The organism is Corynebacterium sp. KPL2861 (assembly GCF_040225475.1).
In the GTDB taxonomy this organism is placed as follows: domain Bacteria; phylum Actinomycetota; class Actinomycetes; order Mycobacteriales; family Mycobacteriaceae; genus Corynebacterium.
Window position 1 is genome coordinate 71,292 of sequence record NZ_JBEHFW010000002.1, and the last position, 18,698, is coordinate 89,989.

The 18,698-nt window shown below is 59.8% G+C and carries 15 protein-coding genes; 8 read left to right on the forward strand and 7 right to left on the reverse strand.

All coding sequences use genetic code 11. The features are described from left to right. The first annotated feature begins 86 nt into the window (after positions 1-86). The 4 genes from ABRP84_RS01940 to ABRP84_RS01955 all read left to right on the forward strand — a co-directional run bounded on the left by ABRP84_RS01940 (position 87) and on the right by ABRP84_RS01955 (position 4,736). Positions 87-1,895, forward strand: a complete 1,809-nt coding sequence (locus ABRP84_RS01940) for an ABC-F family ATP-binding cassette domain-containing protein (protein WP_349852448.1) — start codon at positions 87-89, stop codon at positions 1,893-1,895. Continuing rightward, entirely contained in the window at positions 1,862-3,595 is a 1,734-nt protein-coding gene (locus tag ABRP84_RS01945; protein WP_349852451.1) for an alpha/beta-hydrolase family protein, read from the forward strand. Before ABRP84_RS01940 ends, ABRP84_RS01945 begins: the two co-directional genes overlap by 34 nt. A gap of 138 nt (positions 3,596-3,733) precedes the next feature. Continuing rightward, a complete protein-coding gene (locus ABRP84_RS01950; RefSeq protein WP_349852453.1) occupies positions 3,734-4,312 on the forward strand; it encodes a hypothetical protein in 579 nt (192 codons plus the stop codon). 100 nt (positions 4,313-4,412) lie between these two features. Continuing rightward, a complete protein-coding gene (locus tag ABRP84_RS01955) occupies positions 4,413-4,736 on the forward strand; it encodes a putative quinol monooxygenase (RefSeq protein ID WP_005279956.1) in 324 nt (107 codons plus the stop codon). Positions 4,737-4,961: 225 nt separating this feature from the next. On the opposite strand, the gene ABRP84_RS01960 is transcribed toward ABRP84_RS01955, so the two are convergent. Then, positions 4,962-8,015 (reverse strand): acyltransferase family protein, encoded by a 3,054-nt coding sequence (locus ABRP84_RS01960; protein ID WP_349852456.1) that lies wholly within the window; start codon positions 8,013-8,015, stop codon positions 4,962-4,964. Between the two features lie 138 nt (positions 8,016-8,153). Beyond that, the gene (locus ABRP84_RS01965; protein WP_349852458.1) at positions 8,154-8,951 is read right to left on the reverse strand and encodes an HAD family hydrolase; all 798 of its coding nucleotides are present in this window, start codon (positions 8,949-8,951) and stop codon (positions 8,154-8,156) included. Between the two features lie 68 nt (positions 8,952-9,019). On the opposite strand from ABRP84_RS01965, the gene ABRP84_RS01970 reads away from it, so the two are divergent. Then, on the forward strand, positions 9,020-10,054 hold the full coding sequence (locus ABRP84_RS01970; protein ID WP_349852460.1) for a 3-hydroxyisobutyryl-CoA hydrolase: 1,035 nt from the start codon (positions 9,020-9,022) through the stop codon (positions 10,052-10,054). On the opposite strand, the gene ABRP84_RS01975 is transcribed toward ABRP84_RS01970, so the two are convergent. From ABRP84_RS01975 to ABRP84_RS01985, 3 genes are read right to left on the reverse strand one after another with little or no spacing between them, the layout of a single operon-like run. Beyond that, entirely contained in the window at positions 10,044-11,225 is a 1,182-nt protein-coding gene (locus ABRP84_RS01975; RefSeq protein ID WP_349852462.1) for a DUF6882 domain-containing protein, read from the reverse strand. The two genes, ABRP84_RS01970 and ABRP84_RS01975, sit on opposite strands and share 11 nt — an antisense overlap. 25 nt (positions 11,226-11,250) lie before the next feature. Beyond that, positions 11,251-11,850: a TetR/AcrR family transcriptional regulator gene (locus ABRP84_RS01980; RefSeq protein WP_349852464.1), complete on the reverse strand. Its 600-nt coding sequence runs from the start codon at positions 11,848-11,850 to the stop codon at positions 11,251-11,253. Further along, the gene (locus ABRP84_RS01985) at positions 11,843-14,221 is read right to left on the reverse strand and encodes an MMPL family transporter (protein WP_349852466.1); all 2,379 of its coding nucleotides are present in this window, start codon (positions 14,219-14,221) and stop codon (positions 11,843-11,845) included. The genes ABRP84_RS01980 and ABRP84_RS01985 overlap by 8 nt, the downstream gene beginning before the upstream one ends. A 184-nt stretch (positions 14,222-14,405) precedes the next feature. On the opposite strand from ABRP84_RS01985, the gene ABRP84_RS01990 reads away from it, so the two are divergent. After that, positions 14,406-15,059: a hypothetical protein gene (locus ABRP84_RS01990; protein WP_284783375.1), complete on the forward strand. Its 654-nt coding sequence runs from the start codon at positions 14,406-14,408 to the stop codon at positions 15,057-15,059. Positions 15,060-15,066: 7 nt separating this feature from the next. Here the strand turns inward: ABRP84_RS01990 and ABRP84_RS01995 are convergent, their stop codons facing one another. After that, complete coding sequence (locus tag ABRP84_RS01995) at positions 15,067-15,606, reverse strand: gamma carbonic anhydrase family protein (protein WP_349852469.1); 540 nt, start codon at positions 15,604-15,606, stop codon at positions 15,067-15,069. Then, entirely contained in the window at positions 15,606-16,010 is a 405-nt protein-coding gene (locus ABRP84_RS02000; protein ID WP_349852471.1) for a hypothetical protein, read from the reverse strand. The genes ABRP84_RS01995 and ABRP84_RS02000 overlap by 1 nt, the downstream gene beginning before the upstream one ends. Positions 16,011-16,084: 74 nt before the next feature. Between ABRP84_RS02000 and ABRP84_RS02005 the strand changes: the two genes are divergently transcribed. Both ABRP84_RS02005 and ABRP84_RS02010 read left to right on the forward strand, forming a co-directional pair. Then, positions 16,085-16,954 (forward strand): patatin-like phospholipase family protein, encoded by an 870-nt coding sequence (locus ABRP84_RS02005; RefSeq protein WP_349852473.1) that lies wholly within the window; start codon positions 16,085-16,087, stop codon positions 16,952-16,954. 153 nt (positions 16,955-17,107) lie between these two features. Beyond that, positions 17,108-18,673 (forward strand): aspartate-alanine antiporter-like transporter, encoded by a 1,566-nt coding sequence (locus tag ABRP84_RS02010; RefSeq protein WP_349852475.1) that lies wholly within the window; start codon positions 17,108-17,110, stop codon positions 18,671-18,673. Positions 18,674-18,698: the final 25 nt, after the last annotated feature.

Genomic DNA, 18,698 nt, shown 5'->3' on the forward strand with positions numbered 1-18,698 from the left:
CGCAGAGTATTGCAAGTGAAATTCGGTAGCAACATGTTTTGGAATGCGGGGGTGACGGTAGGGAGGTATTAAGATGAGTCCCTGTTATGGCAAACCTGATTAACCTCGAGCAAGTCACGAAATCCTATGGCTTAAAAACTCTCCTTGATGGGGTATCACTCGGCGTGCAAACCGGGGATCGCATCGGCATCGTGGGCGTGAACGGCGGCGGCAAGACCACGCTGCTGGAAGTACTCACCGGCATCGAGCCGCCGGATTCCGGCCGCGTATCCCACACTTCGGATCTGCGCATGGCTGTGGTGACGCAGCGATTTGATCTGCCCGAAGAGCTCACCATCGCTCAGGCGATCATTGAACCCCTCGAGCTCGAGACCTATGAATGGGCTTCCAATGCCAAGGTGCGCGACGTGCTCGGCGGCCTTGGCATCGTGGACCTGGGGCTGGATACTCCCGTGGGCTCCCTGTCCGGCGGCGAGCGCCGCCGCGTCAACCTTGCCGCCGCGCTGGTGCAGGATTTAGACCTCGTGGTGCTCGATGAGCCCACGAACCACCTTGACGTGGAAGGCGTGCAGTGGCTGGCGGATCACCTGCTCAAGCGCAACCTCGCCGTCATCGTAGTCACCCACGATCGTTGGTTCCTCGATACCATCGCCACTTGGACGTGGGAGGTTCACGACGGCACCGTCGATGCGTACGAGGGCGGGTACAACGACTGGACCTTCGCCCGCGCCGAGCGCGCCCGCCAGGCCGATGCGATGGAGCAGCGCCGCAAAAACCTGGCCCGCAAGGAATTGGCGTGGCTGCGCCGCGGGGCACCGGCGCGTACCTCGAAACCGCGCTACCGGATTGAAGCCGCGGAAGCGCTTTTTTCTAATGTCCCCGAGCCGCGCAACAAGGTTGAGCTCATGTCCTTTTCCAAGCAGCGCCAGGGCCGCGTGGTCATCGAGCTAGAAGATGCCACGATCAAGTCCCCGGATGGCCGCACCTTGGTAGACCACCTCACCTGGCGCCTGGCCCCGGGCGAGCGCATCGGTCTCGTCGGCGTGAATGGGTCTGGAAAGACCACGCTGCTGCGCACGCTGGCGGGTGAATACGAGCTCGCAGCCGGAAAGCGCATCGAGGGCCAAACCGTGCGCTTGGGCTGGCTGCGCCAGGAACTCGATGACTTGGATCCGCAGCGCCGGCTTCTCGATGCCGTCGAGGACGTTGCCACCTACGTGCAGCTAGGCAAGAAGGAGCTCAGCGCCTCTCAGCTGGCCGAACGCCTCGGCTTTTCCGCCAAGCGCCAGCGCACCCCGGTCGGCGACCTCTCCGGTGGCGAGCGTCGCCGCCTCCAGCTCACCCGCGTTCTTATGGCAGAACCCAATGTTTTGCTGCTAGATGAGCCCACTAACGACCTGGACATCGATACGCTCCAGGAATTGGAATCTCTACTCGATTCTTGGCCGGGTACCCTGGTGGTCATTTCGCACGATCGCTACCTCATCGAGCGGATTGCGGATAATACGTACGCGCTCTTTGGCGATGGCAACCTGACGAACCTTCCCGGCGGCATCGACGAGTATCTGCGCAAACGCGAAGAAATCGAGGCTGGCAAGAACACTGGGGTTATAAACCTGGGAGAAAAGGAGTCGGAGGCGGCGGCACCGAAGCCGGAGAAGAAGCTTTCTTCCCAGCAAGAGCGCGAAATCTCCAAGAAGATGAATGCCCTCGAGCGGAAGATGCAGAAGCTGGAAAAATCCGCCGCGCAGATCAATGAGAAATTGGCTGCGGCGGCAGAAGAAGTTGATACCGAAGCGATGACTCGCCTCGATACGGAAATGAAGGACAACCGCAGCGCCTATGAGGATTTGGAGATGGAATGGCTGGAGTTAGGGGAGAAGCTCGAGCAGTAGAAGCGCGCATCGCCGATATTGTCCGCCACCTCGATCCGTGGGGCATTATCGGCGCCGCCGTTCTGTCTACCTTGGGCCTTACTCCTTCCATTTTGCCGCGCGATTGGCCCTATCAAGGCCTGGTCTCAGGCCTTGCCGCCGGGCTTGGCTACGTGGTGGGCATCGGCGTGAAGCTGGTGTGGTACCGCTTCGTGGTCAGCAAATGGGCGGATAAGTATCCCTGGCTTGCTGCCTCTGCGTGGGAGCCTAAGCGCTACCGGCTACTCGCGCGCATCGCCACAGGCGCGTTTATCGCGTGGATGGTCGGTTTCGTCATTATCGCCGTCCGGTGGCAGCACCAGCTCGCACGCGTATATTCCGTACCCGCGCCGTCTATGTCGAGCTACCTGCTGGTGGTGCCTTTGGCCTTGGCGGTATTTACCGCCTTTCTGCTTATTCTGCGCTCCATTATCTTTCTGGTGCGCTGGTTAGCGCGCCGCTTCCCGCAGCGATTCCGCTCCACATACCGCCGCCTTGGGGCAGTGCTCATCGTTGCGGTCATTGTTATCTACACCGTTGAAAACATCATTCCCGGCGCCATCGTGGGCTTGGGCGATAGGGTATTTACCGCCCAGAACGCCGACCCCGATCCGGACGCTCAGCGCCCCACCCTGAGTGAGCGCTCCGGATCGCCTACTTCCGATGTCGACTGGAACGGCGTGGGCCTGCAAGGCTCCCGGTTCCTAAGCTCCGGCGCGCATAAGGCCGAGCTAGAACAGGTGACCGGGAAACCTGCCAAAGAACCCATCCGCGCCTACGCCGGCCTGGGTAACCGCGACTCCAATGAGGGGCGGGCGCAGCTGCTTATCGATGAACTCGAGCGCACCCACGCCCAAGACCGCAAGGCCCTCTTGTTGACCATGACTACCGGCACCGGCTGGGTATCGTCCTATTCCGCGCAAGCCTTCGAACTACTCTATGGTGGGGATACCGCCATTGCCGCGGCGCAGTATTCCGCCATGCCGTCTGTATTCCACTTCCTTGGCGGCGGCGGCCAAGTAGAGCGCGCCGGGGAAGAGTTCATCAACCCCATCGTGGACTGGTGGAATTCACTGCCAGAAGATGACCGGCCCAAGCTCTACCTCTACGGCGAGTCCTTAGGCACAACCGGCATCGAGGCCGCCTTTTCCGGGGTGCGCGATATTGCCAATTCCGTCGATGGCATCTTATTGACTGGCCCGCCGCACTTTAACCAGTTGCGCTCGCAGTTTGTGGAGCGCCGTGATCCCGGGTCCACAGAAATCTCGCCGGTCTACGCCGGCGGCCTCGTGGTTCGCTTTGCCAACGACGTGGACCAGGTTCGCCGCTGGGGACGCGTTCCGGAAGAGGAGTGGGGCAGGACCCGCATGCTGTATATTCAGCATCCTTCCGATCCGGTGAGCTGGTGGTCGCCCGAATTGGCCTTCAAAGAGCCGGATTGGATGAAAGAAGATACCCCCTATTCCCGTGAACGCGTGATGCAGTGGATGCCTATTATTACCTACCTGCAAGTTGCCGCGGATCTACCCGGAGCCAAGGATGTTCCCGATGGTGTGGGCCATAATTACGGGAACTCTGTCCTCGATGGCTTTGCGGCCATCGCCGGGCCCGATGTTGCCCGCTCCATTGATTCGGAGGAGCTGCAGCGGCAATTCGATGAACTCGATGTAGGTATTTATTAGGCCTCCTGGAGGCTTCTTCACTACCGCGAGGTAGCCGAGAACTCACCGAGCGCCGTTTCTATAACAAAGCCATATCGAAGTGCGGTGGAACCGGCGATATGCTTTCGCCCTCTGAAAAGTTATGACAGGCTGAAAATTATGAAGCCGATTCGAAGCGCCACCGCAGCAGTCCTGACCACCGTACTCGCCCTGTCCGGCACCACGGCAGTGGCTTCTGCGGAGCTTAACGCGACCCCGCAGGTTCAGCAGGTGTCTACCCTTGCTGAAAAGTACAACGTTACTTTGCCCAGCTTTCTAAAGGCCGCACCCGAAGCTGAACCGGAAGTAGCAGCGGAAGAAGCGCCTACGGCTGAAGCCGCACCGGAGCCTGAGGCCTTCGAAGCCCCGCAGGTTGCCGCTGACTTGCAGGTAGCCACCGCTGATCACCTAGCCCAGGCTGGCCACCACCCGGATGAGACCGCAAGCGCTATCGCGCAGGAATGGGCAAACCAGGGTGCAAACGGTGAGCTAAAGTACTACGGCGATGTGGCAAGCGGCGTGACCCACACTGAAGAAGGGCAGGGCAATGTTTACCGTCTGTCCGAAGAGCAAGCCCAGGAGCGCCTCAACTGGTTTAACCGGGGCCTCGAGGTAACCCCCGGACCTGAGTACGGTTATGGCGTCGCCACCGCCTTTGACGGCGAGTTCATCTACATCGCGGAGTACTTCCTCAACTAGTTCTTAGCTTCCGCGGAACCTGCCCCCGATTCTTCCGAGGTCCGCGTGCATGGCAGAACAGCCATGACGTAGTGGACACATCATTGGTAGAATCGGGGGCATGATTTTGATTAACGTACAGTTCCACGTAAAGCCTGAATACGCCGATACCTTCCTTGATGAGATCAACTGGTACACCGAGGCTTGCAACGCCGAGCCTGGATGCATCGACTTCAAGTGGTACCGCGATCCGGAAGACTCTCAGCGCTTCCTGCTGCTCGAGTCCTACGCAGATGGCAAGGACGTAGAACACGTTCAGGGCGAGCACTTCAAGCGCGCCTGCGACGAATTCCCTAAGTACCTCGTAGAGACCCCAGACATCATCAACGTCCACATCGATGGACGCACCGGGTGGGACAAGATGGGCGAGTTCGCCGTCGATTAATTACGCTGCCTAATACTAAAGACCGCACTCATGTGAACCATGGGTGCGGTCTTCATTTATGCGTTCACCTACGAGTCGGAGCTTATAACCCCGCCCTTCGCGGTCACGGGCGGGGAACCCGCCCGTGAGATCGAACCACCCCGCGAGCGCGAAGGGGCGGGCGAGGGTGGGGCCAAGGTAGGAAGCCGGCGCACATGCGCTAACTGCCTACCGCCGCGCTCTCCGTTAAGCCTGGCATTGTGAGGACACGCTCTTGTCGTATTTGGAATATTGCTTCAGAGCGTCATAGAAGGCGTCGGAATAGCCGGTGGCGCCTTCGGGAAGCGGGTGGACGCCATCGGAGTAGAGCATGTCCGGATTATTTTCGGCGTAGCCACACCAGTCAGCGATATAGGCATTGTCGTATTCCTTGGCGGCGTCGATGACGTCCTGCTGGGACTGCGCCATCCACTCGCGGTCACCGTAGGGAACCACCATTACCACGGTATGGTCTTTGCCGATGATGTCCATGGCCTGGCTGATTTGATTTGGCTGGGCGGCGCCGTTGGTACCGAATCCCAAGAATACGGTATCGCGCAACGTACCGGCATCCTTCATTTGCTGAAGGATTTGGATACCTACCGTGTAGTGGCGGGATTCCTGGGCGTCGATATAAATGCCAGGGAACCGTTGGCTGAGGGCATCACTAGCCGCCAGCATCACCGAATCACCGATCGCGGTAATGTCCGTTCCCTTCGGGATGGGGCGGGTCTTGGCGTCGTCCTTTTCCTTCGCCCCGTCTTTATCGTCTTCAGTCGATGCTGTCGATGGCGCGGATGCCTCCGGTGGAGGTGGGTTATTGCTTTCGTTTTGCTGCTGGAGCTGGTCGAGCTGCTGCTCCAACTCGGTCTTGCCGCTGGAATTGACCACGCCGTAGACAACACCAACCAGAGAGGCGACAACCAAGAATGGGACCACTGGCCACATGGCCTTGCCAAAACCATCCTTGAGTTCGCTGAAGCTCGGGCGCGAGGCCCAGTAGTTCTTCCACGTCTTCTTGTACCCGCCGCGGCGGAAAGGGTTCTCGATGAATTGATAAGAGATCTCTGAGAGGATCAGGGAGATGGGGATGGCGATCAAGCCTAGAATCCAGGAGTCCTCAGAGTTCTGATTGCCGTGGAATAGCGCCTGCAAAATCATGATGACCGGCCAGTGCCAGAGGTACAGCGAGAAGGAACGCTGACCGAACCATCGCATGACTTTGGTTCTAAATAGCGGCGTCATCGGGCCGTACTCGTGAATGACACCCCACACCATGAGGGCACCAAGGATGCTGGTGAGGAAGAGTCCGCCGCGGTAGGTAAATTCGGCATCGTCAGGCATGAGGAATAGTTGCGCAACGTAGCCGATAAGTGCCAAGAAGCCAATGATGCCGGCGGCGCGGGTTTCTACCCTGCCGGTGGTGGCCCAGGAATCCGCGTTGGGATCGGACTTCGTAGAGGTCATCAACAAGGAGAGGACTGCACCGGTCAACAGGCCGAAAGCGTGGGTATCCGTGCCGTAGTACACGCGGGTGGGATCTTCGCCTGGGGTGAAGATAAACCACATGGCCGCGAAGGAGGCAAGCCCCAGCACGCTGGCGACCACGACTGGAAGGCGGCGCGGCTGGCGCGATGAGATGCGGAAAATACCCAGCATGAGCAGCGGCCAAATGAGGTAGAATTGCTCTTCTACGGCGAGTGACCAGTAGTGGGCGAATACCTGGATCTCGTTATCAGCAAAATAGGATTGCGAGGTGGCAATCTGTGTCCAGTTATTGACAAAGAACAGAGTGCCGAAGAATTGCTGACGCAGGCCGACGGCCAAATCTCCGCCAATCCACGCAACGATTGCCGTACAGAAAACGAGCACGGCGACGGCGGCCGGCAGGATGCGCCTAAAGCGTCGGACCCAAAAGTCCTTCAGGCTAATCGTCCCGGATGTGCGGTATTCGCGCACGAGGAGCGATGTAATAAGGAAGCCGGAGAGGACGAAGAACATGTCCACGCCCAAGTAGCCGCCGGGTAGGGCGTCACCGAAAAAGTGGTATAAGACCACAGCGACAACGGCTAGGCCGCGCAGGCCATCCAGGCCCTTGACTTGGCGTAGCCGCGCGTGCCGCTTCTTGCGCACGTTTTTATCCTCTGGCGGTATTGCGAGTACTTCAGAGTCGTTTTGTTGATTCTGCAAGGCATATTTCGATTTATTGGCGCCCTGCTTGCCCTGCGAAGATGACTTCTCTGCAGAGTGATCGGTTGCAGGCTGTTGTTCTCGCGCGTTCTCTTCGGCAGGAATGCGCTGAGGCTGAGCGGCCCTCGTGGGTGCGGTCTTTTCTCCACCCGGGTTCCTAGTCTTTTGTTCTTGCGCAGAGGCAGGCTCCTGGACAGAGGCGGGCCCTTGGGCAGCGGCAGATTCTTGTGCGGTTTGGCGCTGCTCTGGTCGCTGCCGACTAGATGCGCGCTGTTCAGGCTTGTGCTGCTTGGGCTTTGCTTGCTCTGGCTTGTGTTGTTTGGGCTTTTGGGCGGGCCAAGACTGCTGGGTAGGAAATTCAGGGGTTCCTTGCGTGGCGCTCGCCGAATCATCGGCGGGCTTCGTAGGGCCAGAAGGCTTAGCCGTGCCCGAAGGACGAGCAGCGTCGGAGGACCGAGTAGTGCCGGAAGATTGGGATGCGCGAGCGGAGTTTTTAGGGCGGGAAGTATTAGGACTGCCGGATGTACCGGCGGGGCTCGCTGGGAATTCCTTCGTCTCGGTCGCGGGTTGCTGCGGTTTTTTAGATCCTTTGGCCGTGGCTGGCTTTATCGGTTGGCGCTTTTTCGCTTCGGTCTTTTTCTGCGCGGCACCGTTCTGTTTGTTTTGGGTAGTGCCCTTAGTCGGAGCGGATTTGGCAGCCTTCGCATTTTGAGCGCGGGTAGCCTGCTTTTGTTGCGGCGTGGGCGTACCTATCTGGCGCGACTGGCGCGCGAGACCACGGTCGATGTCCGTAGGCTTTGTTTGTGCAGCTTTCTTACTGTCCTGTTTGCCTTTGGACTGTGGTGTTGACTTGCTGTTTTGCCCACTCGAGCTGGGAGCCTGTTGTTGCTTTCGCGCGCCATTATCAGTGTGGCTTTCCGCATTCGGTTCGGCCGGTGCGCTGGAATTAGGTGTGGAAGCCTCAGTGGAGGAATCACCTGTAGGCCCATCTTTTTGCCGCGTCGGCGGCGGCGTGGCCTCATTACGCTCGGAATCTTTCTTCCCCAGCAGCGAGCGCAGAAAACGATTCACATGAACTCCCATTGCACTACGAAAATGTACTAATCGGCCAATTTTAGACCGCGAGCAGTGCCATTACTCAAAGTAGAGAGCACGGCGTGGCGCGGAAAATTGGCAATATTTTACGGATAGATGGTGAAAGAAAAGAGTCTAATCCTGTTCGCTGGCAAAAAGCTGATTAAGCACTGTCAGCACCCCATACTCGGTATTGGGCGGCGCGATGGTATCTGCGATGGCCTTGAGTTTAGGGTGCGCATTGTCCATCGCAATGGCGGTTCCAGCGGCCTGGAGTAGTTCGAAATCGTTGAGGAAGTCTCCAAACGCCGCGGTGCGGGATTGGGGGATACCTAGCAGCGACGCCATGGTTTCTAGCGCCACGCCCTTATTGACCCCGGCCGCCATCACATCGAGCCACACCGCCCCAGATACCGCAATATTATGTTCGGGCACAGCCTCGCGCAGCGGATCGTGGAGGTGTTTCTCGCTACCATCGGCGCAGAAGGCCGCGATTTTGATAATTTCTTCATCGAGCGGATCGTGCAGGTCATCCACCCAGGTGATGGATTTATAGTATTTAGAGATCTCGGCGGAGGCTTGCTTGTCGATGCCCCTTTCCACAAACGCCGTAGCCGGCGTGCACAGCACCACGGTGTGGGGTTGGGCTACCGCGTCGAGCGCGGTTACCGCAGCGTGGACGGCCGATGACGGCAGGGGCGTGGTGCTCAGCAGCTCGTTATTGTGCACAACCACGGAGCCATTTTCTGCAATAAAGGTCTCTTCATGGGGAAACATCTCTTGCAGGGTGGCGAGCTGGCGCCCCGATGCCGGAACAAGGGTGACGTCAAGCTCGGTTGCACGCTCGCTGGTCGCCGCGAATCCTGGCGGCAAGTCGCCGTTTCCATCGAGTAGGGTGCCGTCCATGTCTAGGGCGATAAGCTGTGGAAGCAAGATTAAGACCTATCTGTGAAGTCGCAAACGGTAGCTAGGTACATGAGTTGTGTGTCACAATAGAGGATATGACTAATGATGCACCTATCGTGTCCTCAATCCGCAACCATACCGGAGTCATTGAGCTCAACCGCCCAAAGGCTCTCAACTCCCTGAGCCCAGAAATGATCGATCTCATCGCCGCTGCCTTGGATAAGTGGCGCGCCGATGACGAGGTAGAGCAGGTCCTTTTGACCTCTACCAACCCCAAGGCCTATTGCGCGGGCGGCGATGTCCGCTTGGCCCGCGATGGCATCGTCGACGGCAACTACGACGAGGTGGATGACTTCTTTGGCTCGGAATACACCCTTAACGGGGATATTGCGGAATACCCCAAGCCGGTCATCGCGCTGGTCGATGGCATCGCTATGGGCGGCGGGCTGGGTGTGTCCGCGCACGGCTCGCACTGCGTGGTCACGGATAAGACCTTCGCCTCCATGCCGGAGATGAATATCGGCTACGTCACGGATGTGGGCATGGCCTATGCCTCCCAAAATGCCGTGGGCACGCGCGGCAAGGCTTCGCCAGAGCTCGCGAAGTTCTGGGGCATTACCGGCTACCGCATGTACGCCGCAGACCTCGTATGGAGCGGGCTGGCCACGGACTACGTCAAAGACGGCGATGCCTTTGCCAACGACGTCATTGACAAAGGTATTGATGCCGCGCTGGAACAGCACTCCGTGCAGCCGGAAGACGAGGCCCCGCTTGCGGAGCTCATCGGGGGAATCGAGGCTAGCTTCCGCCACGATTCCTGGCAGGACATCACCGCGGCCGCAGAGGAATACCCGGAACTAAAGGAGCTGGTAGAAAAGCTCACCGTGCAGGCCTGCCCAACCTCCATCGTGGCCGCGCTGGAGCTCTACCGGGCGGAGGCGCAGTGCTCGAGCATTCGCGATGCCCTCGAGCTGGAAAAGAAACTCGGCGCTTATATGTATCGCCGCGATGACTTTTCCGATGGCGTGCGCGCGGTATTGGTGGATAAATCCAATGACGCGGCATTTAACCCCGCAAGCGTCGCGGAGGTGGATGTAGACGCTATCCGCGACGTATTAGCTAAAGGCTAATCCCGCGGAAAGAGGCGTAGGCCGATCGGGCCTGCGCCTCATTGATCTCTCGGGGTGGGGTAGCCGCCAGCGTGGCCTCCGTGGCCGCGGAGGTAGGTTGCGGTAAATGCAGGGCTTCGGAATCGAGGAGGACGAGGCCGACGCGGCCATCGGCAAGCGTGGTGCCCACCAACGTCCACATGCCCAGGATGGGCAGGGCTAGTTGCGGTACCTGCCGGGCGCGCGCGTAGTCCAAGGGCAGCGCGGGCCTGATCAAGGCTGGGACTTGGTGATCGATGCCGAAGCGGTACAGGTTCGCGGCGGCCTGCGCGGCCGCGGTGTCCTTGACCGCGGGATCGGCCCACGCCCACAGGAATTGTTCCTCCGAAATGGTGGCGATGAGTACCGCCATGGCCTCGGATTTCCCGCCGGAATAGCGGATTTCCGCCGTAGCCTCGTCCGCATTGAGGTGCACCGTGGACTCGGGGAAATTGCCCTGGAAGTACATCTGGTGCTCCATACCGTAATAAAAGGCATCCTCGATGATGCGGGTATCCTTCATGCCCGGCTCGATGGCCGTGATCTGCGGCGCGCCTAGTGCGCTAGAAAAATGCAGCGTCGTTCCATCGGAGAAATGCTCGGCGGTCTCCGTAGCAGCATCCGCGGCAGATTCCGCGAGCGTAATGCCCAAGTGGTGGGCGAGTTCGTGCACCGCGCGCTGCTCATCGATGTCCGGCGAACTGCGGCGAAGCCCCGCGGCAATGCTGGTGGGAAAGTCGAGGCGAGGGTGAAAATCCACGGCAATGATCGCCTCATGATCGCCTTGCCACGCACGCAGCACCGGGGCATTGCCGGCCAGGAGGCGGGCGAGGGGGATAAACTTCGCCGGGTCATCCCCGCCCTGTGGCAGGTCAGCCTCTGCCTGCATCGCCCACCGCCAGGTAGGCGAGCCGGCGCAATCGATGACGGCGATGCGCGTGCCCCGGAAGTCTTTGACGCCGGAGGGCGAGCTGCAGCGGATCTCCACGGACTGATTGTGGTTGAGGTGCCCCTCGGAATCCGTTGAGGGGGTGAGGAAATTAAATTCCACATCGGTGGTATCGCCCAGGCGGGCCCGGAAGGCGGCATCAAGGCCCGCCTGAATAAAGCAGGCGTCACGGGTGGCCTGGGCAAGCGAATTTGAAGTATCCATAATTACCTACGAGGATACTGAAACCTCATACGAGCTCGCGCAGGGTGGCAAAGGCGTGGTGGACCAGCTCGTCGCGTTCCCGTTTGCTGGGTGTCTTGCCCTTTTCGCAGCGCCTTTTCAGCTCTTGTTGGCAGGCATTGCCGGTGCTGCCACACGCGTTCAAGATGATGGTGAGCTCAAAGGCCGAATATTCGGGGTAGCGATCTTGAAAGGCAACGATGACACGGTGTGTCACGCGATCGAATTTCTTCTTTTCCTCGGCGGTGTGGCTGAGGTTTTCCATCGCCTCGCCGATCTTGAACAGGCTGTGCAGCGAGCGCAGCTCCATGTATTCGTTGTCGAGGGCATCAATGAGCGTTAATTCCAGGACCGAAGAGATGGGTTCGCCGGGAAAGGCGGTGGGAATATCCGCCGCGAATGCCTCGAGGACATCCGCGGTGTAGTGCAAGAGGGAATCGGCCACCGAGGAAAAATAATTGTGGAACGTGCGCGGGGAGACGCCGACGGCGCTGGTAATACCCGAGACCGTGACTGCCTCAGCGCCGCCGTCCAAGGCGAGGCGGGCCGCGGCATCAGACATGGCTTGGCGCGTTGCTCGCTTCTTGGATTCGCGCAAACTAGTCACGATGAACCTTTCCTACCTTGTCGTGCTGAAAACGCATGAGTGTCTCGCGCTCCTTGTGCAGGGCCTCGCCCTCGATATCCATATTAGGCACGATCTTATTCAACCACTTAGGGAACCACCACGCCTTGTCTCCCAAGAGGAACATGGTGGCGGGGATGACCATCATGCGGATAACGAAGGCATCGATAAGCACGCCCATTGCCAGGGCAAAGCCCATGGTCTTGATGAATGGCTCGTCCATCAAGATGAAGGCTGCGAAGACCGAGATCATGATGAGCGCTGCGGCCGTCACCACGCGCGCGCCGTGCTTAAAGCCATTCGAGGTCGCGTTGGCGGCGGTCTTGCCGCTGACGTAGCCCTCGCGCATGCGGGTGACCAGGAAGACCTGGTAGTCCATGGCCAGGCCAAAGGTCAGGCCGATGAGCATGATGGGCAGGAAGGATAGCAGCGGCTGCGGGTCGTTGACGAGGCCGAACATGCCCTCTTGCCAGATGCCAACGGTGATGCCGAAGGTGGCGGCCACGGAAAGCCCGTAGCCCGCGGCCGCAATGAGCGGAACCCAAATGGAGCGGAATACCAGCATCAAGACAATGAAGGCAAGGCCCAAGACGATGGCAACATACGGCACGAGTACGCTACTCAGGCGCTCAGAAATATCGTCAAAGATCGGGGTGATGCCGGTAATGCCGTAGGAGCCGCCGTCCTTAGAAAACTCGCCCTGGTACTCGCGCAGGCGCTCCAAGGTTTCGGTGGTTTTCTCATCGGTTGCGCCGGTGGTCGGCGTGATCATGATCTGGGCGGCATCGCCATTGTCCGTGGTTTGGATGATTTGGGCGTTTTCCACGCCTTCGGTGTCGTTGAACTTGTGGAGCAGATCCTGGAAGGCCGGCATGCGGTCTTGTTCGGAGACGTCTTCCACATTGACAAAGGCGATCATCGGGGCATTGCGGCCTGGACCAAAGGCCTCCTCGGACATCTCGTAGGCCTCGCGCTGTGGGGTGCCAGGTTTGGCGGAGCCATCGGTGGGCATGGCCAGGCGCATATTCGCAAACGGGATGGCCAGGATGGCAAGCACGATAACGCCTACGCCTAGGTGCAGCCACGGGTGAGCGCGCACGCGGCGGACCCAGCGCAGCCCCATGGTTGGCTTCTCGTCTTCGGGGTCTGGAACCTTGGGGCCGGGCACGCGCCCGGCGAAGATCTTGGTGCCCAGCAAGCCCAGCACGGCGGGGATAAAGGTATTGGCCACTAGCACGGCGATGACCACGGTGCCCGCAGCGGCGATAGCCATGGTGGATAGGAACGGGATGCCGATAATGGTCAGGGCTGCTAGGGCGATGACCACGGTGGTACCGGCAAAGACGACGGAGCCGCCGGCGGTGCCCAGCGCCATGCCCATGGCGTGGGCGCGGGTTCCCTTATCCATCTTCTTCAGCTCCTTGGCCAGTTCCTTGGGCGTCAAGTTATTCAGGCCCGAGGAGGTGATGAGCTCATTTCGGAAGCGGTTGACAATGAATAGGGCATAGTCGATGCCCACGGCCAGGCCGATCATGGAGGCCAGCGTCGGGGTCATATCGGAGACGGTATCGGTAAAGACGGTGGCCAGCTGCACGCCGAGGATGCCGATCCCCACGCCGATAACCGCGGAAATCAGCGGCATGCCGGCCACGATGAAGGAGCCGAAGGTCACCAGCAGCACGATGGCGGCAACCACCATGCCGATGAGCTCGGCGCTGCCGTTCATGCCGGCCTCGGCCATCGCGAAAGCATTGCCCTGGTACTTAACGGAAAGGCCGTCGCCGTCATGCTCGTGCAGGACATCCGTTACCGCAGCCATATCGTCATCATTGATGTCCATGACGTCCTTGGCATCGAAGGCGATGGTGACGGTGCCGGTGGTCTTATCCTCGCTCAGCGGGGACAGCTGCTGCAGGTTCTTCGCAACCTGTTCTTCGGGCATGCCCTGGGCCCGCATCTGCTCGCCCATCTGCTTTTCCATGCCTGCTGCGGCGAGGACCGGGCTGACCAACTCATCCTCGTTCTTCAGCGCACCGGTGTCCTTGAGATCTTGGAGCAGCTTGTCGATGTCCCCGGCAACGACATCATCGCTTAGCTCCTTGCCCGCAGGGGCCTGGATGACCACGGTGCCCTCTGGGGCGCTCATGGCATCGGTATCTTGATCGAAGTGCTCCATCATCTCTTCTTGAGTGGTGGTGGAGTCCATCTCCGGCATGGCGAAGTTGGGGTTCGGGGTTTTGGCAAAGCCGGCGGTGAGGCCGACCATCGCCACCAAGACGATGAGCCAGAAAGCGAGGAAGGGCCATACCGTGCGGTATGACCAGCTTCCCAGCCGGTAGAGGAATCTGGACATGGGGTGAGCTCCTTAATGAGTGAGAGAGTGGGCGCTGCTTCTAAATTCGTGCATAGTCTATGCAATCTTGCGGAAATGGTGCAAAGTAAGGTGCAGGTGGGCATAGTGTCGTAATAATGTGACCTATAACCCAGGCCTGCCCAGAGCGCACAGGGTGGCGCGAAGGATAGGTAGACTATCGCGCATGATTCACGCGGTAAGTTTCGCCCTCTTGGATTCGGTCAATGCTTTGCTCATTGGCATCCTTGTAGCCATCGGCATCATGCTCCCGCGCGGGAAGTACCGCTGGATTGCCGGCCTAGTCATCCTGGGAGATTGGTTGGGAGTTCTTACCGCCGCGGCCGTGGTCATGTTCGTGCTTTTGGGCGTGCGCGAACAGATAGCGGCCATCTTGGAGTCACCAATTGCCGGCGGCATCCTCATCATCGTCGGTATCGCCCTGGCCTTCGCCGCCTGGCATTCCCAAGGAAAACCCAATGCCTTGATCGGGCGCATGCTGCAACCACTGCGCAGGCCTTCCATCACCACCGTGCTTATCGGGTTTGTGATGGGCGTAGTGCAATCGCTGACCTCCGTGCCGTTTTATTTCGGCCTCATGTTCTTGGCCACCGAGGATCTGTCGCTCGCCGCCCAATACGGCGGCCTGCTGTGGTACGCCACCCTGGCGCTTTCCCTGCCGGTGGTGTGCGGACTCTTCATTGCCGTGGTGCGCGCCCACCCAGACTCAGCTGCGGGCCGAGTCTTTGCGGCGGCGCGCGAAAACAGCACGCGGGTCGCGCTCATCAGCGGCTATGTCGTCGCCGCCTTCCTCATCATCATGGGTGTCGTGAACCTATAAGGATGCGCTAGTCAAAGTAAACATCATCCAGCGTCAGTTCGGTGCCGGATTGCTGCTTAGCTATGTCCACGTAGCGCGCGGCGTGCGGGATAAACGCCGCGGATTGCTCGGCGGAAAGCTCGCGGCGCACGGTGGCCGGGACACCGGCGGCCAAGGAACGCGCCGGGATATCTGCGCCCTCGCGCACCAGTGCGCCGGCTGCGATGAGCGAACCGGGCCCGATGGTGGAGCGAGATAGCAGGGTAGCGGACATGCCCACTAGGCTGCCAGCGCCCACATGGGTGCCGTGGAACATGGCCATGTGGCCTACCGTGACATCGTCTTCAAGGATGCACGGCACCTCCCGCTCCACGTGGATGACGCTATTGTCCTGAATATTGCACCGGCTGCCAATGCGGATGGGGCCGACATCGCCGCGCAGCACGCAGCCATAAAAGACGGAAGAATCCGGGCCGATTTCCACATCACCAATGATGGTGGCATTCGGCGCGATCCAAGCGCTGCGGTGGATGCGCGGGCGCTTACCCTGGAAGGGATAGATAGGCATTATTCCACCACCACCGCGAGGCTGGGGGAAAGCTCGTACTCGCCGGAGATGGGGGCATCGGCAAGCGGAGCACCTGCAATCTCTGCCTGAGAAAGCGCGCTCGCCAGCGACGGCGTGATGGGGATGATCCAGCCGTGTTTGGGGTCTTTGACCGGCAGCGCATCCTTCGTTAAGGCGGGAAAATGCGCCGTGGTGGTGGGGGAGATAAGGGTCGCGGACTCGCGCGAGGCGGCGAGCTCAGCAAGTGCCCGCGCGCCCTGCTGGCCGGTGATAATGATGATGAGCTGGCCGGCGGTCCTAATATCCAGCCGGTCCACCTGCACGGTGGTCGCCGCAGAATCGGGCCGCGCCAACTGCGGCGCCCCGTTCCCGGTGAGCTTGGCAAGAGCGTCCAATAATCCCATAGCCATTAAGTCTAGCCGCGCAGCCAGGTAGCGGGTTGACCGCCGTAACATCGCCGCGCGTACTATGGGAGACCATGATTGATGCCAGCAATACCGCCCTTGTTATCGAAGGCGGCGGAATGCGCAATTCCTATACCGCCGCCTGCATAGTCAAACTCATTCAAGAAAACGTCACCTTTGGATGGGTAGGCGGGGTATCTGCTGGCGCCTCCCACACGGTCAATTACCTCTCGCACGATGCCAAGCGCGCGGAGGAATCCTTCACGGATTTTGTCAATAACCCCAGCTTCGGTGGCGTGGGATCGCTGGTGCGCGGCAATGGCTATTTCAATGCGGAATATATTTATGAGCGCTCCGCGGATAAAGATATGCCCTTTGACTGGGATGCATACCGCAAGCACCCAGCGGATATGGTGCTCGCCGCCGCGCGGGCCGATACCGGCGAATCCGTGTATTGGACCCGCGAGGATGTGAAGGAACCAGAAGACTTGTACGTGCGGGTGCGTGCCTCGTCCACGCTGCCGCTGCTTATGCCGATCCGCATCATCGATGGCTCGCCCTATGTGGATGGCGCCTTGGGCTCGTCCGGCGGCATTACCATCGAGCAGGCTGAAGAAGCCGGCTACGAGAAATTCCTCTTCATCGGCTCCAAGCCGCGCGGGTATGTCCGCCCCGAGGTGGCGCGCCCGACGATCACCCGCCGCATCTTCCGCAAGTACCCCGCTATTGCCGATGCCCTCATTGGCCGCCCACCCATTTATAACGCGGCCAAGGACCGGCTCCTCGAGCTAGAGCGCCAAGGAAAGGCGCAGCTGTTTTTCCCAGAAGACATGCAGGTGACCTCCACCGAGCGCAACGTGGATAAGCTGCGCGCGAATTACCAGGCAGGCAAGGCACAAACCCATGCCGAGTGGCCAAAGTGGAAAGAATTCCTGCTGGACTAGCTCACCTCTAGTCGGTGGTGTGAGATCGCCCTCCTGATTCTTGACAGCATTAGGGGGAATAATCGCGTGCGCTGCACTAATGGCGGTAATCGGTGCAAAGCGCCAAGCTTTCTCAGCTAGCTAAATCGCGCCAAGCTCCTAAGATTGCACAGCGTGTTAGCGATTTTTGATGGACATATTTGGCTGAGCATTTTCTTCATGATCGTGCTCGGCACGCTATTTGGCATGATTCCCTTTGGCCCGCTGCGCTTCGGTGCGGCGGGTACGCTTTTTGTTGGCTTAGCCTTCGGATCCTTTATTGATCTGGATGACAATATCTTCAGCTCCTTGCAGGAGCTGGGCTTGGGCCTCTTTATCTATATGCAAGGGCTCTCTGCCGGCGAGGCTTTCTTCAAGGGCTTTTCTACCCAGCTAAAGCACATGTTGCTCGCCACGGTGGCGGTGATCGCCGCGGCGGCCGCGGCGCTGGGCATCGGCAGCCTCATGGGGTTATCGCCGCTGGCGGTGACCGGCGTATTCTCCGGTGCGACGACGTCCACGGCATCGCTCGCCGTGGCCCAACAGCAATCCGGCGAGGAGCTGCCCGCCGTGGGTTATTCCTTGGCCTATCCGGTTGGCGTCGCCGTGGCCATCCTCCTCGTGGCATTCGTCCTGCGGCATAGCTGGCCCGCGCAGAAGGACCAAGACCACTCGGCGGAAAAGATTTTCCGCTCGCGGACGATTAAGGTCACCCGCGATATTTCCTATGCCGATCTGCGCGAAAAATTCGCGAATCATTTCATCATCGCCACCATCCGCCGCGGCCGCGATATCGACGTGCCGGGCGATAACCCGGAGCTGCACCGCGGCGATGTCCTGCGCGTACTGGTGACCAAGGCAAAGGCCAAGGAGCTTACCGATGCCCTGGGAAAGCGCCAGCCCCAAACCCCGTTTGTGGATAAGCGCCTGGTCAATGAGACCGTGGCCATTTCCAACGAGGACATCGAGGGCCGCAAGGTCAAGGAGCTCAACCTCTTTTCGCGCTACGGCGCGCGTATCGTGCGGGTGCGCCGCGGCGATGAGGAATTCCTTGCCACCAATGAAACCCACCTTGAATCCGGCGATGACCTTGAGATCGTGGTCAAACACGACCGCTTGGGCGATGTCCGCGATTACTTCGGCGATTCCGTGACCGCATACTCGCAGCTTAACTGGGTAGCACTCGGCGGTGGGCTGACCATCGGCTACCTCATTTCCCTCATCGTCGTCCCGCTGCCCGGTGGCGCGTCCTTCGAGCTCGGGTTCGCGCTGGGCCCACTCATCACCGGCCTAGTCCTCGGCGCCCTGCACCGCACCAGCCGCATTCCGTGGCAGATTCCCTCCCCGATCAATACGGCATTCCAGCAGTGGGGCCTTGCCATCTTCTTAGCCTCGGTGGGCCTGTCCTCCGGCGAGGCCTTTGTCTCCACCGCTTTTTCCTGGATGGGCCTGAAATCCATGGTGCTGGCCGCGATCATCGCCGTTATCATCATCGGGATTTTCGCGGTGGCCAGCCGCTTTATGGGGCAATCCGAAACCCGCACCTCAGGCGGCATTTCCGGCCTCTTTGGCCAGCCCGCGGTGGTCAATTACGCCACGGGCGCCAGCTCGGATTCGCGCATCCTTACCGGCTATACCTCCACCATTGTGGTGGCGCAGTTCATGAAGATCGTGGTCATCCCGGTCATGCTGCTCTTTTAGGCTCTCCTGGCAAGTGTTTCGGACT